At 37.4% G+C, this 20619-nt stretch carries 15 protein-coding genes, 1 tRNA gene and 1 pseudogene; 6 read left to right on the plus strand and 11 right to left on the minus strand.

Annotated features, from left to right (window positions below; genetic code table 11):
• Positions 1-14 precede the first annotated feature (14 nt).
• Entirely contained in the window at positions 15-1619 is a 1605-nt protein-coding gene (locus G0028_RS13325; RefSeq protein ID WP_180045287.1) for an isocitrate lyase, read from the minus strand.
• A 625-nt stretch (positions 1620-2244) separates the two neighbouring features.
• Between G0028_RS13325 and G0028_RS13330 the strand changes: the two genes are divergently transcribed.
• The gene (locus G0028_RS13330) at positions 2245-3234 is read left to right on the plus strand and encodes a LysR family transcriptional regulator (protein WP_111860377.1); all 990 of its coding nucleotides are present in this window, start codon (positions 2245-2247) and stop codon (positions 3232-3234) included.
• Between the two features lie 125 nt (positions 3235-3359).
• Positions 3360-4685 carry a hemolysin family protein gene (locus tag G0028_RS13335; protein WP_130074688.1) on the plus strand — a complete coding sequence of 442 codons (1326 nt, stop codon included), beginning with the start codon at positions 3360-3362 and terminating at the stop codon, positions 4683-4685.
• Between the two features lie 70 nt (positions 4686-4755).
• Here G0028_RS13335 and G0028_RS13340 read toward each other — a convergent pair whose 3' ends face one another.
• From G0028_RS13340 to G0028_RS13360, 5 genes are all read right to left on the minus strand, one after another.
• Positions 4756-5259, minus strand: coding sequence for a hypothetical protein (locus G0028_RS13340; protein ID WP_180045288.1), 504 nt, complete (start codon positions 5257-5259; stop codon positions 4756-4758).
• 191 nt (positions 5260-5450) lie between these two features.
• Positions 5451-6443 (minus strand): NAD(P)H-quinone oxidoreductase, encoded by a 993-nt coding sequence (locus G0028_RS13345; protein ID WP_180045289.1) that lies wholly within the window; start codon positions 6441-6443, stop codon positions 5451-5453.
• 96 nt (positions 6444-6539) lie between these two features.
• Entirely contained in the window at positions 6540-7802 is a 1263-nt protein-coding gene (locus tag G0028_RS13350; RefSeq protein WP_180045290.1) for a tetratricopeptide repeat protein, read from the minus strand.
• A gap of 245 nt (positions 7803-8047) precedes the next feature.
• Positions 8048-8836 (minus strand): SDR family NAD(P)-dependent oxidoreductase, encoded by a 789-nt coding sequence (locus G0028_RS13355; RefSeq protein ID WP_174492244.1) that lies wholly within the window; start codon positions 8834-8836, stop codon positions 8048-8050.
• 87 nt (positions 8837-8923) lie between these two features.
• Entirely contained in the window at positions 8924-9616 is a 693-nt protein-coding gene (locus G0028_RS13360) for a hypothetical protein (protein WP_180045291.1), read from the minus strand.
• 371 nt (positions 9617-9987) lie between these two features.
• On the opposite strand from G0028_RS13360, the gene G0028_RS13365 reads away from it, so the two are divergent.
• Positions 9988-12882, plus strand: coding sequence for a valine--tRNA ligase (locus tag G0028_RS13365; RefSeq protein WP_180045292.1), 2895 nt, complete (start codon positions 9988-9990; stop codon positions 12880-12882).
• A gap of 292 nt (positions 12883-13174) precedes the next feature.
• On the opposite strand, the pseudogene G0028_RS13370 reads toward G0028_RS13365, so the two are convergent.
• From G0028_RS13370 to greB, 3 genes and pseudogenes are all read right to left on the minus strand, one after another.
• Positions 13175-14138, minus strand: a pseudogene (locus G0028_RS13370) (IS5 family transposase).
• A gap of 194 nt (positions 14139-14332) precedes the next feature.
• A tRNA-Ser gene (locus G0028_RS13375) sits at positions 14333-14422 on the minus strand.
• Between the two features lie 90 nt (positions 14423-14512).
• On the minus strand, positions 14513-15007 hold the full coding sequence (gene greB / locus G0028_RS13380) for a transcription elongation factor GreB (RefSeq protein ID WP_180045293.1): 495 nt from the start codon (positions 15005-15007) through the stop codon (positions 14513-14515).
• 362 nt (positions 15008-15369) lie between these two features.
• Between greB and G0028_RS13385 the strand changes: the two genes are divergently transcribed.
• Positions 15370-16482, plus strand: coding sequence for a transglycosylase SLT domain-containing protein (locus tag G0028_RS13385; protein ID WP_180045294.1), 1113 nt, complete (start codon positions 15370-15372; stop codon positions 16480-16482).
• 64 nt (positions 16483-16546) lie between these two features.
• On the opposite strand, the gene G0028_RS13390 is transcribed toward G0028_RS13385, so the two are convergent.
• Positions 16547-16930 (minus strand): SCP2 sterol-binding domain-containing protein, encoded by a 384-nt coding sequence (locus G0028_RS13390; RefSeq protein ID WP_130074896.1) that lies wholly within the window; start codon positions 16928-16930, stop codon positions 16547-16549.
• 221 nt (positions 16931-17151) lie between these two features.
• Positions 17152-18060, minus strand: a complete 909-nt coding sequence (ttcA, locus tag G0028_RS13395) for a tRNA 2-thiocytidine(32) synthetase TtcA (RefSeq protein WP_130074897.1) — start codon at positions 18058-18060, stop codon at positions 17152-17154.
• A 490-nt stretch (positions 18061-18550) separates the two neighbouring features.
• Between ttcA and G0028_RS13400 the strand changes: the two genes are divergently transcribed.
• Positions 18551-19429, plus strand: coding sequence for a lytic transglycosylase domain-containing protein (locus tag G0028_RS13400; RefSeq protein ID WP_174492231.1), 879 nt, complete (start codon positions 18551-18553; stop codon positions 19427-19429).
• A 255-nt stretch (positions 19430-19684) separates the two neighbouring features.
• Complete coding sequence (htpX, locus tag G0028_RS13405; protein WP_130074899.1) at positions 19685-20590, plus strand: protease HtpX; 906 nt, start codon at positions 19685-19687, stop codon at positions 20588-20590.
• Positions 20591-20619 lie beyond the last annotated feature (29 nt).

Consider the following 20619-nt stretch of genomic DNA (forward strand, 5'->3'; position numbering starts at 1 on the left):
AATCAGTTCGCGACTTAGTGAGCAGCGAATTGGTTCATTGTGTTTTTAGCATCGTCGTGTGCTTTAAGCGCGTTATCACCAGAGAAGATTTCTTTGTGATCATCACCGATGTCCGAACCAGCCATTGCCTGGTGTTTAACACAAGCGATACCGCCACGGATTTCTTTACGTTGTACGCCAGCAACATAAGCCAACATACCTTCAGAACCGAAGTAACCTTGAGCAAGCTCATGCGTAGAAAGAGCAGCTGTGTGGTAAGTCGGAAGTGTGATCAAGTGATGGAACACACCCGCTTCACGAGAAGCATCCGCTTGGAATGTACGTACTTTTTCATCAGCATCAGCAGCTAATTCAGTGTTATCGTACTCAGCGCTCATTAATTTAGCGCGGTCGTATGCAGATACGTCTTTACCTTCAGCAACCCAACGATCGTACGCTTGTTGACGGAAGTTTAATGTCCAGTTGAATGATGGAGAGTTGTTATAAACAAGTTTCGCATTTGGAACAACTTCACGTACACGGTTAACCATGTGAGCAATTTCTTCAACGTTAGGCGTTGCAGTTTCGATCCAAAGAAGGTCAGCACCGTTTTGTAAGCTAGTTACACAGTCAAGTACAACACGGTCAATTTGAGTACCTTCACGGAATTGATATAAACCAGAAGCTAAACGCTTAGGACGGTGTAATTTACCATCACGTTTGATCAAGATTTCATCTTCTTGAGCATCAGCAATATCAATTTCAACAGTGTCTAAGTAGCTGATGTATTGAGAAGCAATGTCACCTGGCTCTTTAACCACTGGGATTTTTTGAGTCAAGTCAGCGCCTTCAGAGTCAGTACGTGCAACGATGATACCGTCGTCAAGACCCATTTCTAAGAATGCATAACGTAATGCGTGGATTTTAGCGATGAAGTCTTCGTGTGGAACAGTTACTTTACCAGCTTGGTGACCACATTGTTTTGCATCAGATACTTGGTTTTCGATTTGTAGTGCACAAGCACCAGCTTCGATCATTTTCTTAGCAAGTAAGTAAGTTGCTTCTTCGTTACCGAAACCAGCATCGATGTCCGCAATAATTGGCACAACGTGAGTTTCAAAGTTATCGATTTGTGCAGTGATTTCAGCAGCTTTTGCAGTATCACCAGCATCTTGTGCTTTTTTAAGCGCACGGAATAAATCGTTTAATTCTTTTGCGTCAGCTTGACGAAGGAAAGTATAGATTTCTTCGATCAATGCAGGAACTGAAGTTTTTTCATGCATAGATTGGTCAGGAAGTGGACCAAACTCTGAACGAAGCGCAGCTACCATCCAGCCTGAAAGATAGATATAACGTTTGTTTGTAGTACCGAAGTATTTTTTGTTCGCAATCATTTTTTGTTGTGCGATGAAACCGTGCCAGCAACCTAATGATTGAGTGTATTTGCTAGAATCAGCATCATACTCAGCCATATCACGACGCATAATCGCAGCTGTGTATTTCGCAATGTCTAAACCAGTTTTGAAACGGTTTTGCATTTGCATACGTGCAGCATCTTCAGGACTGATGTCTGCCCAAGTGTTGCCGAATTTTGCTTTTAATTCGCGGATTGCATCAATCGCTGTTTGGTATGTAGTCATGATTTTTTCCTGTCTTAATATTAGGATTTCATCCCATCGAATCGCTAAATCTAGTACTATCTATTTGTTCAGATTTAGTACGCTTCGTTGTTATGGACTTAGCTTAGAGTGACTTCTAAAATTAATCCAATATTTTGCGTTAATTCTCAGTATTTATTTAAAAAATATGTAGATCAAAGTCGTATTATAATTATATTACAAAATATTAATTCATTGTTTTTATTTAAATTAAAAATTAAACAACTTTTTAATTTTGTGTAATTTTCATGCATTTTTAAATTTTAAACCGCATTATACTTAAGTCTTGGGGCGGCAAAAAATTGTTGAAATTGTCTTTTAAATACCTATTTATTCACAGCCGATAATTTCGACTGCAAAAAATATATATTTTTCACACCATATATAGAGCAATAAAATACTATGGTTCAATGTAAATTAACTTTATAGAGGTTAAAATCATTAGAAATGAACGATTGCTTTATTAGGCGATCACTTCAAGTAGATTGACCACACTAGAATCTAGAATAAAGTCAAAGCTGAGTTTTTTTATCTCGATTTAACACAAAACTATTTGCTTATGGCATAATCCTCGTGATTTTAAAAATTTATTTTCGGTATTTTTTATATGAATCTTGAGCGGGTTGATCTCAATCTCTTAATTTATCTTGATGTGTTGTTACGTGAAAAAAATGTTACACGTGCAGCAGAGCAATTGGGTGTCACTCAACCGGCAATGAGTAATATTTTACGTCGTTTACGTAATTTGTTTAATGATCCACTTTTGATTCGTTCTTCTGAAGGGATGACTCCGACAGAACGTGCTTTAGAATTACAGCCTCGTATTCGAGATGCGCTCTCAGATTTATCCATGATTTTGGAACCCCGTACCGAGTTCCGACCTTATACATCTAATCGTGTTTTTCGTATCATGACCTCTGACTATGCTGAAGCAACTTTAGTGCCTCGCCTTGTCAAAGCCTTACGTTCTGAAGCACCGAATGTGGTACTCGACTTTTTAACACCGAGTGATGTGTCCTATCGTGATATGGAACAAGGAAAAGTTGATTTAGCCATTAACCGTTTTAATGAAATTCCACAAAGTTTTCACCAAGTTTTAGTATGGCGTGATAGCTTCTCTTGTCTTTTAAATGGGAAACACCCTGCTGCCAATAATTTAAACTTAAAAAGTTATTTAGATGCACAACATATTTGGGTATCTAAAACAGGTATGGGCGTTGGCTTTGGCGTAAATCCTGAGAAACAAGCAGGCTTAGGTTGGATTGATCAAGCACTTGAGCGGATTGGTCAAAAACGTAAAATTTCGGTATTTACCCGTCATTATCAAATGCCTGCGTTATTGGCATCTAATGTTGACTTAGTTGCCACTCTCCCGACTCGTATTGCACGTTTACAAGCCAAAAGCCAAAACTTATTAATCAAAGATCCACCGTTTTATATTCCAGAGTTTGAGTTAAAAATGGCTTGGTGTCCTTTACTTCACCATCATCCTGCACATCGTTGGTTACGCCAACTTATTTTATATGTTGCACGTCAAATGATCGAAGAAGAAAATCGTGAATTTATGTTGAATAACTCACAATTTTCACATTATTAATGATCTAATTATTACGATTCTTCATTTTCAGCTTATACTAAGCACCCAAGAGGATAAATAATTTATGCTCTTGGGTGCTTTTGTGTTAAAAATATTCATAATAATCAAGATCCACAGGTGGATTCGTGAGCCTATTTCAAAATATTGTCATTATGGCACTCCTCATTACAGGTGCAGGATTTCTCTCTTTAACTGAGATTGCACTTGCGGGTGCACGTAAAGTTAAACTCAAAATTCTTGCTGAAGCTGGAGATGAACGAGCACAAAAGGTTCTAGATTTACAAGAAAATTCAGCAGATTTTTTTGCAGCATCTCAGATTGGTTTAAATGCCGTTGCCATCTTAGGTGGTATTTTAGGTGAAGGTGCTTTCCGACCTTACTTCCTTGAGTTTGTATCTCATTTTTATACAGGTCCTTGGGCTGACACCATCAGTTTTTCACTATCATTCACTTTGGTGACGTCATTATTTATTTTATTTGCAGATCTGATGCCGAAACGTTTGGCGATGATTGCACCTGAAAAAATTGCCGTCTCAGTGATTGAACCGATTCAAATTTTTATCGTGATTTGTAAACCCTTGGCTTGGTTTATTAACATGATTGCCAATTTATTATTTCGTTTATTTAAGATCAATACGACTCGAGATGACAATATCACTTTTGATGATATCTCAGCTGTGATGGATGCTGGTGCACAAGCAGGTGTCTTGCAAAAACAGGAACACCATTTTATTGAAAATGTATTCGAGCTTGAAGAACGTAATGTTCCATCAAGTATGACCACACGTGAAAATGTTGTATTTTTTACATTAAAAGAATCAGAAGAAAGTATTCGTCAAAAACTTGCCGAATATCCTTATTCTAAGTTTTTGGTGTGTAATAACAACATTGATGATGTCATTGGCTATGTTGATGCTAAAGATATTTTGGTTCGTATTTTAAATAATCAGTCTTTATTACAACTTAATGAAAATACTATTCGTAACGTTTTAACCATTCCCGACACATTAACTTTATCTGAATTACTTGACCGTTTTCGTTCAACCAAAGAAAAATTTGCTGTGGTGATTAATGAATATGCGCTTGTTGTCGGTGTCATCACACTTTCAGACATTATGATCACGGTGATGGGAGACTGGGTAACACCGATTGAAGCAGACCAACAAATCATTAAGCGCGATAATAATTCTTGGTTGATCGATGGCAGCACCCCGATTGAAGATTTAAAACATGCACTCGCACTTGATGAAATGCCTGACGAAGAAAATTATGAAACTCTCGCAGGTTTTATGATGTATAAACTACGTAAAATCCCACGCCCTGCCGATACAGTTATTTTTGATGGGTATAAATTTGAAGTTGTCGATGTCGATCATTTTAAAATTGACCAATTACTCGTCACACGCTTACTAGAAAGAAGTGAAGTCGAACCGCCTGAGACAAGTGCATAACGAGATTTTTCGCATAACGCCAATGTCTAAAAAAAGCACCATCTAATGGCGCTTTTTTCATTTGTCTTTTTTAATGTTTTTCAATTAAACGATCTAACACCGCTTGATAGTGAATATTAATATCTTCATCTAAAATTTTGAATGCGCTGTCAAATTGCACCATTGGCCAACCTTCTTTCCAGAAGGGAAAAATATTATGTAAATCATGAGTGACTGTTGCATCTTCACGTAAAATTGCTTGTGCAACTTGTCCTAATACTTGTGCTGTTTCGGCACCATCAATCGCTAAGTAATCAATACCTTTGGCTTTTAAAATACGAATACGGTCTTTTTTATAACGAATTTTTTTAGCTTGCGCATCATTTAAATGCAAAGCCATTGTAACTGCTTCAACGAATTTATCTTCAAAACTTTGATGAAGGGCTACCAATGCCTGTTTATGTGCTTCTTGACGTCCTGCTTTTCCGCCTTCACGAATGATTTTTTGTGCTTCAATATTTAATTGGTCAGATTTCATTGACTGTAAAATATCTAAAATTTCAATATCGCTGAGTGCAGCAGAAAAATCTGTCATGGGAGTCCTAAAAATACAAAAAATTTGAATGGCTATTTTCGCATAATTTTAAAATTAAATCAGAGTTAAAATTTGAAAATTGTAGTATCCACACATCACAGCATTGTTATAGCGTTGGTCTAGTCTGTGTAGATTACATTCCCCTACACAGAACACATTTAGACACTTTTCACGTTGAAATGCTTTAAGTTTTAAAGCACTTCAACCACAACTTTACCAATATGCTCGCCTGTGTCCATACAGGCATGTGCAGCTTGAATTTGGTCAAATTTAAAGGTGCGATAAATCATCGGTAGACATTCACCTTTCGCCCAAAGTGGAGCGACATGCTCCATCAATCCTTTGGCAATTTCAGCTTTTTCAGCGGTATTGCGGGCACGCATCGTTGAACCTGTTATCGTCAAACGCTTCATCATAATTTGACCTAATTTCACATCTTTGGCTTTGGCTCCACCTAAAAATGCAATATAGACCAAACGCCCATCACGGCGTAACAAATTGAGATTTTTTTCTAAATATGGCGCACCCACCATATCTAAAATTACATCCACCCCACTGTTGCCATTTTTTTCATTAATGACTTGCTCAAAATCTTGCGTTTTATAATTAATTGCATCTGTTAAGTCTGAAATGGCTTGGACTTTTTCATCCGAACCTACTGTAGCAAAACTTTTTAGACCCAAAGATTTACATAACATCAATGCAGTTGTACCAATCCCACTTGCACCACCATGTACAAGCACTGTTTCACCTGCTTTGGCATTGCCCATTTGAAATACATTTGCCCATACGGTAAAAAATGTTTCAGGAATCGCTGCTGCTTGTACAAAACTAACACCTTGTGGAATTTGAATCGTTTGACTTTCAGGTACAACACAATATTCAGCATAGCCTCCACCATTGGTTAGACCACAGACCTTGTCACCCACTTTAAACTTAGTGACATCGCTGCCTACAGCCACAACCTCGCCTGCAACTTCCAAACCTGGCACAGGTGTAACACCTTTTGGCATTGGGTATAAACCTTGACGCTGCAAAATATCAGGGCGATTAATCCCAAAAGCATGTACTTTAACCAAGACCTCATCTACTTGTGCTGTTGGCACTGTAACTGTTTCATAGGCAAGTTTTTCTACGCCGCCCGGCTCAGTAATAATGATCTGTTGCATGCTTGTTTGTGACATCTATTTTCCCTATAAATAACTTTTCAAGTTATGCCTATTTGAACATAAAGCCACATAAGTTTGAATAACAATGGACTTATGTATATTTATCTTACATCAGTAACTATTTATTTTCTTAGGTTGAGTTTCAATATACCATTCACCACGATTCAAATGATCGGTATAAATTTTAGGAAGCATAATATTAAATACGTTACTTTCAACATAAACATCATATTCACAAATTGTGTGTTGATTTTCATCTTTTAAAGACCAAATTAACCATGTATTTGGCTCAAATGAATGTTCTACTTGTACCTTCCATCTCGCTTCAATACGACCAATATGAAAATTTTCATCATATTCATTTGTTTGTAATGGAAAATCTAACGCTGTAGCATCATACTCTTGACTATCATGGATCAAAATACTTTGTGCGGCTGTAGGCCAAATACAATATCGTAGATAGTGCTGATCCATTACCCGTTCAATCAGATGTCGATCCCGAGCTAAAAATTGGCGTATATCTTGCTCAATATCAGGGAAAATACCTGAACAACCGGCAAACATTCCTGCTAATAATAACTCTACATGATCATAAGAATCATGCATACAATGAAAATAACAATCTGACTCAATCCATGCTTGAACCGCCGCACGCTCTTTATAAGATAAAAATGAGTCAGCATCACGGACTAAAAAACGTTTTACTTGTGGATCATGCATGACAAAAAAGCGCCAATATAAACCTGAAAGCTGTTTTTGCTGTTCATTCACATAAATAATTTGTGCACCTAATGCTTTTAATCGTTCTACAATTTTGAGCGGTACACTTTCATCAATATAAAAACGACATGTCCATTCAGGAAAAATGTCCTTCGCAAATTGAGTATTTAATACTGCCCCTTCACAATAACGTGGTAAATCACCATATAGAGAGTAACTAATAATATTTTCAGATGGTTCTTGTGGGTTGAATTGTGGTGGTGCAGTCTGAGGAAGGCTTAATCTTTTTTCATGCTGCACTGCATCTTTTTTTGCTTGATTTGCTAAACGTCCATAATATTTTTGTTGCTTTCTGTCATTTAAAAAATAACATACTTCACTCATTGCATCGTAAGTATTAATTTCTACAGTATGAGGATGGTATTGTATCGCTTGTTGCAAATAATCATATGCGATTTGATAATTTCCTAATCGCATTTCTGTGATCGCTAAATCACACAAAACATTTTGATGTGAAGGAACAACTTCTATCAGCTCTAAAAGTTGTTGATTAGCACTCAAATAATCACGATTTTTAAATGCCTTTTGGATCTGCTGCGCTTTACTGGCCAAAAATTGATTAAGTTGTGCTAAGGTCATTTCACTATTTAACATATTACCATTTTTCACTTAATTCAATTTTTATCATATAAAAAAACTTTACAATATAAAACTCTAACCACTGCGTCTTATATCGAATAAACATAATTATGCTTATATAATGTAAGTACTTGATACTGGTGACCGTCCAACCATAGGATCATTTTTTGTTGCGATGACAAGTGTGAAAGAGAAATTCACACATTATTTTTAGAACGATATTCGTGTAAATTTCTACCACCCTGTTTCAATCAATAAATTTATTTCACTTTCATTTTCCGAATCATTTTATATAAAATTTTCGGTGAAATGCGCGATACCAATACACCCAGTTTTTCTTTGCGTCCCCCAACCACAATAAACTCCTCACCTTTTTGTAAAGCCTCTACTGTTTGTTGTGCAAACTCATCTGCATCTAAACCATTTTCAATGGCTTCATCCTGATGACCTTGCGGCTTACCTTCACCATTCAATGCATTAAAAGATACATTGGTTTTGACAAAACCTGGAAAAATCACCGAAACATTCACACCGTCTTTGGCAACTTCGGCACGCAAACTATTTGCCCACATATGAATCGCGGCTTTTGCTGCCGAATATGACGCACGATATTGCGTACCAAGTAAACCCGCAATACTCGACACATATGCAATTCGACCTGATTTCTGTTTTAAAAAGGTCGGTAATACCGTTTTCGTTAAAAAGACTTGTGAAAAATAATCAATTTCCATAATAGCACGTTCAGTTTGCATAGTCGTATCTGCAATCAATGCCCGTTGACTGAGACCCGCATTATTAATCAACCAATCAATTCGACCCGTTTCTTTGAGCACTTGCTCATAAGCATGTCGAACTTGTGATTCATTGGTGATGTCCATGGCAACTGAAATATGACGATCTGGATTGAGCAAACTCACACGAACATTTTCCAACTCGTCTAAACGGCGTGCGCTCAGCACAACTTGTGCCCCTTGTAAAGCACATTCTTTAGCTAATGCTTTACCTAAACCTGATGAAGCACCCGTAATCCAAACTACTTTTCCTTCCATGAAACTACTCTCTAAAGCTTTGATTTTAAATATGCCATGAAAAATATGACCAGCAAAGTCATTTATAAAATGTTAGCATCCACTCAACTATACACGTACCAAGAAGCTGTTAAAATGTTTTGCATAATGCTGTGCTTTTTCAGCATCACCTGTTTTATATTCATCCCCTACCTTTTCTAGGCGTTTATACCCTGTACTGGTAATCATATTAATGACACCATTTAAAGTTTTATCGACCACAAAATTAAATTTTAATAAGGTTTTTGGATCTCGAATAAACTCAGAAATGCCCAAATCAATAATTTTGATTAAATTTTTTAAAGTAGCGGGGAGCGCTTGAAGATTCCCGTCTAAAACCTGTTGAATATTTTGACTCGCTTGCTCACCTAAATGACGGTCTAACATATAGTACATATAAATCTGTTCAGAATTAGAGGGGTCAAATTTCTGCAAAATATGATTTGCCACAGGCTTTAGCCGATCATTTCCAAAAAATGAAATCGACCATGGCATATATTTTCGTAATGCACTTTCAATTTGCTCAAAAATTTGTTCGGCTTCTTTTAAACTTTTTTGGGCTTTCGCATCTAAGTTTTTGCCCCGTTTTTCTTCGATCAAACGCCCAAAAACCTGATCTAAAACCTGACAAGACATATCTGTAAAAATCGTGCCTAATTGTTTAGATAAATTTTCTTTATCGCCCTGATTTAAACGTTCAGTGACATTTTGCAGTGCTTGATAAGTTGAAGTTTCAATTGCTAAGTTAATTTTATAAGTCATACGAATTTTCCTTTTTGTTAATATTATGGGGCAATCAATGGTGACAAAATATTAGCAAAGCTTATCATGATATGCATTGGCTTTTCTTCATTGTTTTTACATTTTAAAAATACATTAAGTCACTGATTTATCTATTTTTTAAAAATATTTATTGTAATACTGACCAACTTTTCATGTCATTTTTCAACTTGCATGACTGTTGTGATGACTCTATTCATCGATAAAATTTTGTTGCGCAAACTTTGATACTCGCTCAGTGAAGCTTACTCCCCAACCAGCACGTTCTATACACTTGATGAGAATCCCCCACTTAGGAAATTTATTTGCTACAATGAATCTAATTTTTCACTCACTTTTGATCTGTTTTTACTATGACTGATTCAGCGCAAAATATTGCTACAACCTACGATCCGACTGAGATCGAGAGAAAATGGTACAAGACTTGGGAAGAGAATGGTTATTTCCAACCTTCTCGTAAAGGCGACTCATTCTGTATCATGATTCCGCCACCAAACGTCACAGGCAACTTGCACATGGGTCATGGTTTTAACAATGCCATCATGGATGCCTTGACACGTTATAACCGTATGTCTGGTAAAAATACCTTATGGCAACCAGGTACAGACCATGCGGGTATTGCAACGCAAATGGTGGTTGAACGTCAATTGGGCGCACAAAATATTAGCCGTCATGACTTAGGTCGTGAAAAGTTCATTGAAAAAGTTTGGGAATGGAAAGAACAATCTGGTGGTAACATCACGCGTCAAATTCGTCGTTTGGGTTCATCTGTAGATTGGTCACGTGAACGCTTCACTATGGATGAAGGTTTATCTAATGCAGTCAAAGAAGTTTTCGTAAAACTGCACGAAGACGGCTTAATCTACCGTGGTAAACGCCTTGTAAACTGGGATCCAAAACTACAAACTGCGTTGTCTGACTTAGAAGTTGAGTCTGATAAAGAAGAACAAGGTTCATTGTGGCACTTCAAATATTTCTTTGAAGATAAGTCACTACGCACACACGATGGTAAAGATTATATCGTGGTGGCAACCACTCGTCCTGAAACATTACTTGGCGATACAGCAGTTGCAGTTGCACCTGATGATGAGCGTTATGCACACCTTGTGGGTAAAAACATTATCCTCCCAATTACAGGTCGTGCGGTTGCCATTGTTAAAGATGAGTATGTAGACAAAGAATTCGGTACAGGCTGTGTAAAAATCACCCCTGCGCATGACTTCAATGACTATGAAGTGGGTAAACGTTGTGAACTCGCGATCATCAACATTTTCAACAAAAATGCTGAAGTATTGGCTGAGTTTGAATATATCGCAAAAGCGGGCGAACAAATTTCTAAAACTATTCCTGCGCCTGCGGAATACGTAGGTTTAGAACGTTTTGCTGCACGTAAAAAATTGGTTGAACAAGCTGAAGCTGAAGGCTGGTTAGATCAAATTCAACCTTATACATTGAAACCACCTCGTGGTGACCGTTCAGGCGTGATTGTTGAACCTCTACTCACAGACCAATGGTATGTGAAAATTGCACCACTTGCTGAGCCTGCGATTAAAGCGGTTAAAGACGGTGACATTAAATTTGTGCCTGAGCAATACAGCAATATGTATATGGCGTGGATGAACAACATTCAAGATTGGTGTATTTCTCGTCAATTGTGGTGGGGTCATCGTATCCCTGCTTGGTATGATGTTGATGGCAACATCTATGTCGGTCGTGATGAAGCCGAAGTTCGCGCAAAACACAATCTGCCTGCTGATCTTGCACTGAGCCAAGATGAAGATGTACTTGATACATGGTTCTCTTCTGCGCTATGGACATTCTCAACTTTAGGTTGGACTGGCGATGCTGAGAAAGATAAAGAAAACTATTTCTTAAATACTTTCCACCCGACGGATGTATTGGTGACTGGTTTTGACATCATCTTCTTCTGGGTTGCACGTATGATTATGTTTACGTTGCACTTCATGAAAAATGAAGATGGTACGCCACAAGTTCCGTTTAAAACGGTTTACGTACATGGTTTAGTCCGTGATGGTGAAGGTCAAAAAATGTCGAAATCTAAGGGCAACGTACTTGACCCACTCGATTTGATTGATGGTGTTGACCTTGAAACTTTGGTACAAAAACGTACTACAGGTTTGATGAACCCGAAACAAGCTGGGAAAATTGAGAAATCTACCCGTAAAGAATTCCCTGAAGGTATTCAAGCTTATGGTACAGATGCGGTTCGTTTCACGTTCTGTGCGCTTGCAAATACGGGTCGCGACATCAAGTTCGACATGAAACGTGTTGAAGGTTACCGTAACTTTGCCAACAAGATTTGGAATGCTACCCGTTTCGTTCTGATGAATGTTGAAGGTCAAACCATTGGTCAAGACGTTCGTCAAGACCTTTGGGAACTGCCTGAACAGTGGATCGTGAGCCGTTTACAAAAAGCGGAACAAGCGGTTCAGCAAGCCTTTGCGACTTATCGTTTAGACTTGGCTGCACAAGCGATTTACGAGTTCATTTGGAATGAATACTGTGACTGGTATGTAGAGCTGACTAAACCTGTTCTGAATGATGAAAATGTGCCTGAAGAGCGTAAAGCGGAAGTTCGTCGTGTTCTTCTTGCAGTGATGGAAGCATCTTTACGTCTTGCTCACCCAATCATGCCGTTCTTGACTGAAGAAATTTGGCAGACGCTTGCCCCAATGATTGGTCTGCAAGGTGAAAGCATCATGTTGGCACAATACCCTGTTGCCGACGCAGCAAAAATCAATGAACAAGCTGAAGCAGATATGCAATGGCTTCAAGGTTTGATTGGTGCTGTGCGTAATATTCGTGGTGAAATGGGCTTAGGTAATGCGCGTTTGTTACCTGTACTTCTACAAAATACCACTGAAGCTGAAAAAGCACAGATTGCTCGTATTGAACCGTTGTTTAAAGCGTTGGCAAAAGTTGAAAGCATTACTTTCCTTGCAGATGCTGAGCAACCGCCATTGTCATCGTCTTCTGTAGTCGGTCATGTGTCTGTATTCGTTCCTATGAAGGGTTTAATTGATCCGAAAGCGGAATTGGGTCGTCTACAAAAAGACTTCGACAAGGTTCAAAAGCAACATGACCAAATTGCCACTAAACTGGCCAATGAAGGTTTTGTCGCGAAAGCACCTGCTGCTGTGGTTGAAGGCGAGAAAGTGAAACTTGCTGAATTTGCTGACCAGTTAGCGAAGATTAAAGCGAATATGGAGCAGATTGCAGCGCTTTGATGCTGTAGTTTGATCTTAGAAAGCCACCTTTAGGTGGCTTTTTTTGCTTTATGATTTATAAATATATCTATTAAAATTAATCAGATATTTAATGATGAAAATTTCAAAAATACGTATTAAAAACTGTCGAAGTCTTAAAAATATCGATTTAAAACCTTCACATATGATTTGTATTATTGGCTATAAAATTATTCTTGAATGGCTCAAAAATTAATATCAATGATTATTATGATTCAAATTAACTTTGTTACACAAACATTCAAAAGCTAAACTCCCCCCAAGTTATCCAAATTTAAGTGACAACTCGGGTATGAGGTCGACTCAATGCCGTAAATTTATTTAATACTGCCACACGTGTATGCATCTCATCGACTTGGCTTTGGAAATTTCTTGCACTGAGTTTATCGCCCGAGAAACACTGTTTCGTAAGATTTGATGCAATGCATTTTGGTTTCGACCAAACTTCGGCGATGATAGCCTGACCATTTTTTCCATAGTGTTCTCCCTAAACGTTTAACTGTTCGAAGTAATTCATTTCGCTCTAGCGAGCTGGTCTTTGTATCTTTCCAAAGTTTCGTATTTTTTCTTGGTGGAATCACCGCATGCGCTTGTCGCTCTGCAATGACCTGACGGCATTGCTTGGTGTCATAAGCCCCATCAGTATAGACGGATTCAATCTGTTCTTCTTGTGGAATCTGATTCAGTAAATCACCAAGCACCTGTGAATCACTCACATTGTTGGTTGTGAGCTGAATAGCTCGTATTTGAAGGGCTTCAGCATGGATACTAATATGTAATTTACGCCATTGGCGACGATATTCAGGCTGATGTTTTTTACGTTTCCATTCGCCTTCACCTAAAAACTTTAAGCCAGTAGAATCAACGAGTAGATGGAGACCATTACTGCTTTTTTGATAGTTAATCGCAATATCAATATGCTTTTGTTTTCTACAAACAGTGCAATACGAATATCGCTGATATTCCGCGGCTGTTCAATCTAATCCACAAAGTTTAATCAGACTTTGAACAAAGCCTGTGACCATACGTAAAGACAGACGGAATAGAGATTTAATCATCAGACAGCATTGGATAGCGACATCAGAATAGGTTTGATTTCGACCATGTTTGCCGTTTGGTTGAGCGTACCATTGAGTTTTGGGATCAAACCAAATAGAAATATTTCCTCGATTTATTAATGCTCTGTTCTAAGAAGACCAATGGGTTGTACGATAGATTTTAGGTGTGAGCTTATTCATTTAAGAATTATAATGTTGAATAAGCCTTTAAGAGTAGGTTTATGCAACAAAGCCATCTGTAACTAAAATCTAATTCAATACAAAGCGATTTGATCAAAGCTAAATGAGTCCAAAATTTGATGAGGGGTAGGTTGTGGGGTAAAACTACAGACAAAAAATAAGCCCTTGTAAAAACAAGGGCTTATTTAGATATTTGGCGGAAGCGGTGAGATTCGAACTCACGGAGGACTCACACCCTCGTCGGTTTTCAAGACCGGTGCATTAAACCGCTCTGCCACGCTTCCAATGGCGGCTATCATATAAATAAAAATTAATTTTGGCAAATGTTTTTCTATCAAAATGCATTTAAATGTACAAAATAAAATCAAAAATCATTAATTTGATGAATTTTCAGGCTTTTCATATTCAATTTTATTAATAAACCAAGTTTTTTTACCCAATGGTGTCAGTACTTCGATCTCATCATCTACTTCTTTCGACAACAAAGCACGTGCCATCGGTGAATCAACAGAAATATTTTGTGGATGATGATCGTAAATTTCATCAACACCAACAATTCTAATTTTTTTTTGTTCCCCTTCCTCATTTTCAATTTCGACCCATGCACCAAAATAAACCTTACCTTCTTGCTCAGGAGAAAAATCAATAATGCGTAGTTCTTCCAAACGCTTACCTAAATATCGTACACGCCGATCAATTTTTCTAAGTATTTGTTTATTATATTGATAATCTGCATTTTCACTACGATCACCGAGACTTGCAGCCCAATTCACTTTTTTGGTAATTTCTGGACGTTCTTCGTGCCATAAATGCTGCAATTCAGCCACCAATTGATCGTGTCCAGCGCGTGTAATTAGGTTTGATTTCATGATTTCGCCCTATTATTTCAGCTGATAATCTCAACATTTTTAAATGAAAAATGCACATTTTCTACACATAAAAATATTATAAAACTTTTTTACCAATTAAATCAGTAGATTATGTCACATAAAATAAATATTTTTAGTACAAAATTTGACATTTCAAATTTTCAACTTTATTATTCGCACATGTTTTAGATTGTCTATTTTTTATACTTTATGGTTTTTCCATAAAGTTTTTTATTTCCCAAATGTCATTTTTTGAATGACGTCCATGCCTGCCCACCCTTATCGAATTTATCAACTTTAAAAAGTTTGAGTAGCTTTTTGCTACGGCTTTTTGGGCATAAATTGCTTGTAGCGGAGACAACATGCACAGTAATTCAACATCTGGGTCGAGGTTAAACTTCGATTCTTTTTTTTCCACACTCCCACTGAAAGCTTTAGTACTCGCAAGTGTTTTTGTTCCATTTCATACCATTAATGCAACAAAAACCAATCAATACAATGCTGTTGTCAATACCAACACTCTAACTGTTGTTGCCGTATCTACACCAACAATTGTCTTTAAAGAAGGTCAATACCAACACGGTTTTGGCTATGATTTAGCACATAACTATGCGCAAAATTTAAATGTAAAACTCAATTTTAAAACTGTTTCAGACAATGCAACAGCATTGAAAATAGTTGCACAAGGTAAAGCGAATTTCGCTATCACGACTGCAACATTGGAACGTATTGAAGCCAAGAAATTGACTTCATTTTCTGCCACCTGTGGTGATTTGAACAGTTTGCAAAAAAATGGGTTAAATCCTGAAATTAATTGGGTATTTAAACACGCAGATGACCCACTTACTGAAGCTGCAAGTGGTTTCGTCTGTCAAAGCAAACAAAATGGTGCTATTCAACATTTGGCTTCTTTTTATAACCGCAACGTGGTGAAGCAAAATGATTGGAATGTCATTCAACGTGATTTAAAGCAACGCTTACCGATTTATAAAGCCAGTTTCAAAAAAACTGCACAGCAATACGATATGGATTGGCATTTACTCGCTGCCATTGGTTATCAAGAATCTTACCTAAAACCAGACTCTGTTTCTCCCACAGGTGTCCGTGGTTTAATGATGTTAACCAATTCAACTGCACGTGCCATGGGGGTATCTAACCGTACAGACCCCACTCAAAGTATTCAAGGTGGTGCGAAGTACTTTAATCAAATGTTAACGCGTTATAACTATATCCAGAACCCTGATCGTCACTGGTATGCGTTGGTCGCCTATAATATGGGGCCAGGTGCTGTGGATTCGATTCAGAAACGTTTAAAATCTCAAGGTAAAGACCCAAATGATTGGATCAATATGTATGAGTTTTTAAATAAGAATCAAACACGTAATGGGCGCTACAAACAGGCTGTTCAATATGTCACACGTATTCGTGCCTATTTAGAACATATTAAAAATACCCCTGCTTTAATGACGATCTAAGCTGGGTAATAACGCAGAAAAAAAAGAGCTTACATTGATGTAAGCTCTTTTTTCAAAAATGCACTTAAGCGGTTTGCTCAAGTACTTTCTTAAATAAATCTTTTTGCTCTTGGCTTGGCTTAGCAGTTTGTAATGCCATCAATTGCGACATATCACCTGTTACTTTAATTTTACCTGTCATGAATGCTTGCATTGCAGCAGCCATATCAAATTCTAGGAATACTTTACGTAAGGTTTCTGCATCCATATTTAAAGTTGTTTTTGCATTTGGCGAAGTTCCTTTTACGATCTTACCGCCATCAAGTGCAAGCTCAGTATTTCCAGCTGCATCTGCAACTACGAGGTTAATTGCCAAACCAGACAATGCTGGTGGTAAATTAAGATCACCCGCTTCAGCAGTTAGTTTTTCTACAGTTGCAAACCAATCATCAGTTAAAAATGCAGGCATGTTCATTCCTCAAAAATATTTATTCATTTATTGTGTTGTCTATCCGAACAACATCATGAAGCTTTTCGCTTGCTAAAGGTTATAACACGATAATTTCAATTTAGGCTAAAGTTTTTTGTACTGGCTATTCTATTTTTATTGATTTTATCGTTTTATATTTAAAAATCAGACACTCATATCAATATAAATGTCTGATTTTTTCATTTAAATAGCAAAAATGCTCAATCTGCTGCGAAACTTAAATTTACAACATCTAAACGTTTTTTCGCTTCTTCAGTATCACATTTCAGATCAAACTCACGTTCTTCATCTAATTTTTCAAAATCAAATAAATCACGATCTGCCAATTGCGATGGTGAAACATTCTGTAAAGCACCAAAAATACTATGTAAACGTTTCGGATACTGTTTGTCCCAATCACGCAACATATCATTTAAAATCGCACGTTGTAAGTTTTCCTGTGAACCACATAAGTTACATGGAATAATTGGGAACTTACGCATTTCAGCATATTTAATAATGTCTTTTTCTTCCACGTACGCAAGTGGACGAATTAAGATATTCTTTTTATCTGAAGACAATAATTTAGGTGGCATTGCTTTTAAGCTACCACCATGAAATAAGTTTAAAAAGAAAGTGGCTAAAATATCATCACGATGATGCCCCAAAGCCACCTTGGTTGCACCAATTTCTTGTGCAAAACCATATAATGAACCACGGCGCAAACGTGAACATACTGCACAGTACGTTTTACCTTCAGGCGTTAAACGTTTAGTAATGCTATAGGTATCTTTTTCCAAAATATAATATGGAATGTTGTTTTCTTCCATATAACGTGGCAACACGTCTTCAGGGAAACCTGGTTGCTTTTGATCAAGGTTTACGGCAACGACATCAAAATTAATCGGTGCGATGCGTTTAAACTGCAACAAAATATCAAGTAATGTGTAACTGTCCTTACCGCCAGAGACACAGACCATCACTTTGTCACCTTCTTCGATCATTTTAAAATCACGAATGGCGTGACCAACCTGACGACGAAGTTTTTTTAACAAACGATAATACGCTGAACTTGTAGGAAGTTCTGGTTTGAAATTAAATCCTTGTTCGGACTCAACTGGCGAGTACATAGAGGCAAATTACCCATAAAAAAATACTGCGCAATTTTAGCTGATTTGTCGACATATGACATCTAAAGATTTTTGTTTTTTTGTCCTGATGTGTATTTGTCATTTTGTTGTCGCATAGCAGCATTTAAAATAGCCTGTTGCGTATAAATAATCGACTAAGTGTTTATCTTTTAAACTTTTCCACAGTTTTCCACAAAAGCTGTGGATAAAATTGTGGATTGTTCAGGGCTTGACACACGATATGACCGCGGTGATGGGCGTTCTCTTTAGATTGGTTATTTTTTAACCAATGTTTTTTATTTATATTTTTCAATTATTTATGATAGTCAAGCAATCTGAATTAAAAAAAAATTAAATTTTTTTTTGTTCAAATGCACAACAGTTAGTGCTTGATTTTTTCTATTTGTATTGATAAAAAACAATTCACAGTTTTACTCTGTATCGAATTTTGCTACACTCCAAGCATATTGGGGACAAATATAATATTAAAATGAATAATTTTATCCGTACATCGGTTTTATGCTGTGTCGCTTGCTTAAATGTTACACTCTGGACTACGCCGAGTTTTGCAGGGCAAATGTATATCTATAAAGATGAACAAGGCAGCACCTTACTCACCAATAAACAAAGCTCAGATCGCTCACTACAAAAAGTAAAAGTGACCTATTATCCAGACAGTAATATTCATAGTTATAGCAATTGGGGCAAATCTGAAGCATCGGTATTACCAAGCTACAGCCGCAACAAAAATACCTATGACCATATCATTCGACAAGCAGCAGCAACCCATGGCGTTTCTGAAGGATTAATTAAAGCGGTTATTCATACTGAATCAGGTTTTAATCCTTACGCACGCTCCCCTGTGGGTGCTCAAGGCTTAATGCAACTGATGCCTGCTACAGCACGCCGTTTTAATGTGAATAATCCTTATGATCCACAGCAAAACATTATGGCAGGTGCCAAATATCTGGCATGGCTACTCAAACGTTTTAATAATAGTACTCGTTTGGCGTTGGCAGGCTACAATGCAGGTGAAGGCAATGTGCAAAAATATGGCGATGTCCCACCGTTTCGTGAAACCCAAGATTATGTAAGACGTGTATCAAGCCGTTACAGTAATTTATATGCGAATGGCGTAGGTTTAAGCTCAAGCAATACAACGAATAGTACGACAAGTACATCACAACCCCAAGTCATTGCCCAGTCAAATAACTACAATACGTCAAATGAAAATACTACAGTGACTAAACCTCAATATTCACAGCGGCAAATTATTGTCGCAAGTGGTAATAGTTTTACAGATGCACCAGCTGGCACGTATACCACCAACAATGCCAGTGCAACGGCTAAAATCTACATTTCCAATTAAAAAAATATTCTAAAGTGATGTCTTAAATAAATAATCTAAAAATAAACCCCATTCTCTCATCAAGAGAATGCATAAAAATAGTCGATTTATTTTGGCTATTTTTTTGGCTTGACTCTACCCATAACAAAATCAATATAAAATTATCAACATGGTTTTTTTCAATTCTTCTTGAATTTTCACATAATTATCCTCATATTCCTTGATAGATTTATCATTTATAGATCAAACTATTTTATTATTAAGAGGATTTTTTCGATGATGCGGATTGGTTTGTTTCTGCTTACCAACCTCGCGGTACTGGTTGTAGCTGGCATTATCCTATCAGTTTTAGGTGTTGGCAGTTACCACGGCGCTGGCGGCCTCAACTTAGGTAACCTATTGGTCATCTGTTTTGTCTTTGGTATGGTGGGCTCTCTCATCTCACTGTTCATGTCTAAATGGATGGCGTTAAAAACAACAGGTACAGAATTAATTGATCCTAATGCACCTCGTAACCAAGCTGAAGCATGGTTAGTCCAAGAGGTTGCACAACTTTCTCAACACGCGGGTATTAAAATGCCTGATGTCGGGATCTTCCCATCTTATCAATCGAATGCCTTTGCAACAGGTTGGAACAAAAACGATGCGCTCGTTTCTGTATCGACAGGTTTGCTTGAACGCATGAATAAGGATGAACTACGTGCAGTACTTGCTCATGAGATTGGTCACGTTGCCAATGGTGACATGGTCACCTTATCGCTGATTCAAGGTGTTGTGAATGCGTTCGTCATGTTCTTTGCACGTGTGGTCGGTGACTTTATTGACCGTAATGTCTTTGGTCGTGAAGATGGTGAAGCACCGGGTATGGCATATTTCATTATTTCTATTGTATTAGATATTGTGTTTGGTATTTTAGCTTCTGCCATCGTGATGTGGTTCTCTCGTCATCGTGAATATCGTGCTGATGAAGCAGGCGCACGTTTAGCAGGTAAAGAAGCGATGATTTCTGCGTTGTTACGTTTACAAGCTGAATCAGAAATGCCTGATCAAATGCCAAAAGAAATGAAAGCTTTTGCGATTGCGGAAGGTAAGGAACAAGGTTTCAGTTTAGCTGCATTGTTCCAAACGCATCCGAGTATTGAGCAACGTGTTGCTGCTTTACGCCAACTCAACTTGCCTTAATTTTTTATTTTCTATTCATAAAGAAGGTC

The sequence above is a fragment of the Acinetobacter piscicola genome (assembly GCF_015218165.1).
Lineage (GTDB): Bacteria > Pseudomonadota > Gammaproteobacteria > Pseudomonadales > Moraxellaceae > Acinetobacter > Acinetobacter piscicola_A.

What these genes read in the sequence shown, in the direction of transcription:
- G0028_RS13330 (WP_111860377.1), top strand. Translation starts at nt 2,245, where the DNA reads ATGAATCTTGAGCGGGTTGATCTCAATCTCTTAATTTATCTTGATGTG.
- G0028_RS13385 (WP_180045294.1), top strand. Translation starts at nt 15,370, where the DNA reads ATGCACAGTAATTCAACATCTGGGTCGAGGTTAAACTTCGATTCTTTT.
- htpX (WP_130074899.1), top strand. Translation starts at nt 19,685, where the DNA reads ATGATGCGGATTGGTTTGTTTCTGCTTACCAACCTCGCGGTACTGGTT.
- G0028_RS13350 (WP_180045290.1), bottom strand. Translation starts at nt 7,802, where the DNA reads ATGTTAAATAGTGAAATGACCTTAGCACAACTTAATCAATTTTTGGCC.
- G0028_RS13360 (WP_180045291.1), bottom strand. Translation starts at nt 9,616, where the DNA reads ATGACTTATAAAATTAACTTAGCAATTGAAACTTCAACTTATCAAGCA.
- G0028_RS13340 (WP_180045288.1), bottom strand. Translation starts at nt 5,259, where the DNA reads ATGACAGATTTTTCTGCTGCACTCAGCGATATTGAAATTTTAGATATT.
- G0028_RS13345 (WP_180045289.1), bottom strand. Translation starts at nt 6,443, where the DNA reads ATGTCACAAACAAGCATGCAACAGATCATTATTACTGAGCCGGGCGGC.
- G0028_RS13365 (WP_180045292.1), top strand. Translation starts at nt 9,988, where the DNA reads ATGACTGATTCAGCGCAAAATATTGCTACAACCTACGATCCGACTGAG.
- G0028_RS13325 (WP_180045287.1), bottom strand. Translation starts at nt 1,619, where the DNA reads ATGACTACATACCAAACAGCGATTGATGCAATCCGCGAATTAAAAGCA.
- ttcA (WP_130074897.1), bottom strand. Translation starts at nt 18,060, where the DNA reads ATGTACTCGCCAGTTGAGTCCGAACAAGGATTTAATTTCAAACCAGAA.
- G0028_RS13400 (WP_174492231.1), top strand. Translation starts at nt 18,551, where the DNA reads ATGAATAATTTTATCCGTACATCGGTTTTATGCTGTGTCGCTTGCTTA.
- greB (WP_180045293.1), bottom strand. Translation starts at nt 15,007, where the DNA reads ATGAAATCAAACCTAATTACACGCGCTGGACACGATCAATTGGTGGCT.
- G0028_RS13355 (WP_174492244.1), bottom strand. Translation starts at nt 8,836, where the DNA reads ATGGAAGGAAAAGTAGTTTGGATTACGGGTGCTTCATCAGGTTTAGGT.
- G0028_RS13390 (WP_130074896.1), bottom strand. Translation starts at nt 16,930, where the DNA reads ATGCCTGCATTTTTAACTGATGATTGGTTTGCAACTGTAGAAAAACTA.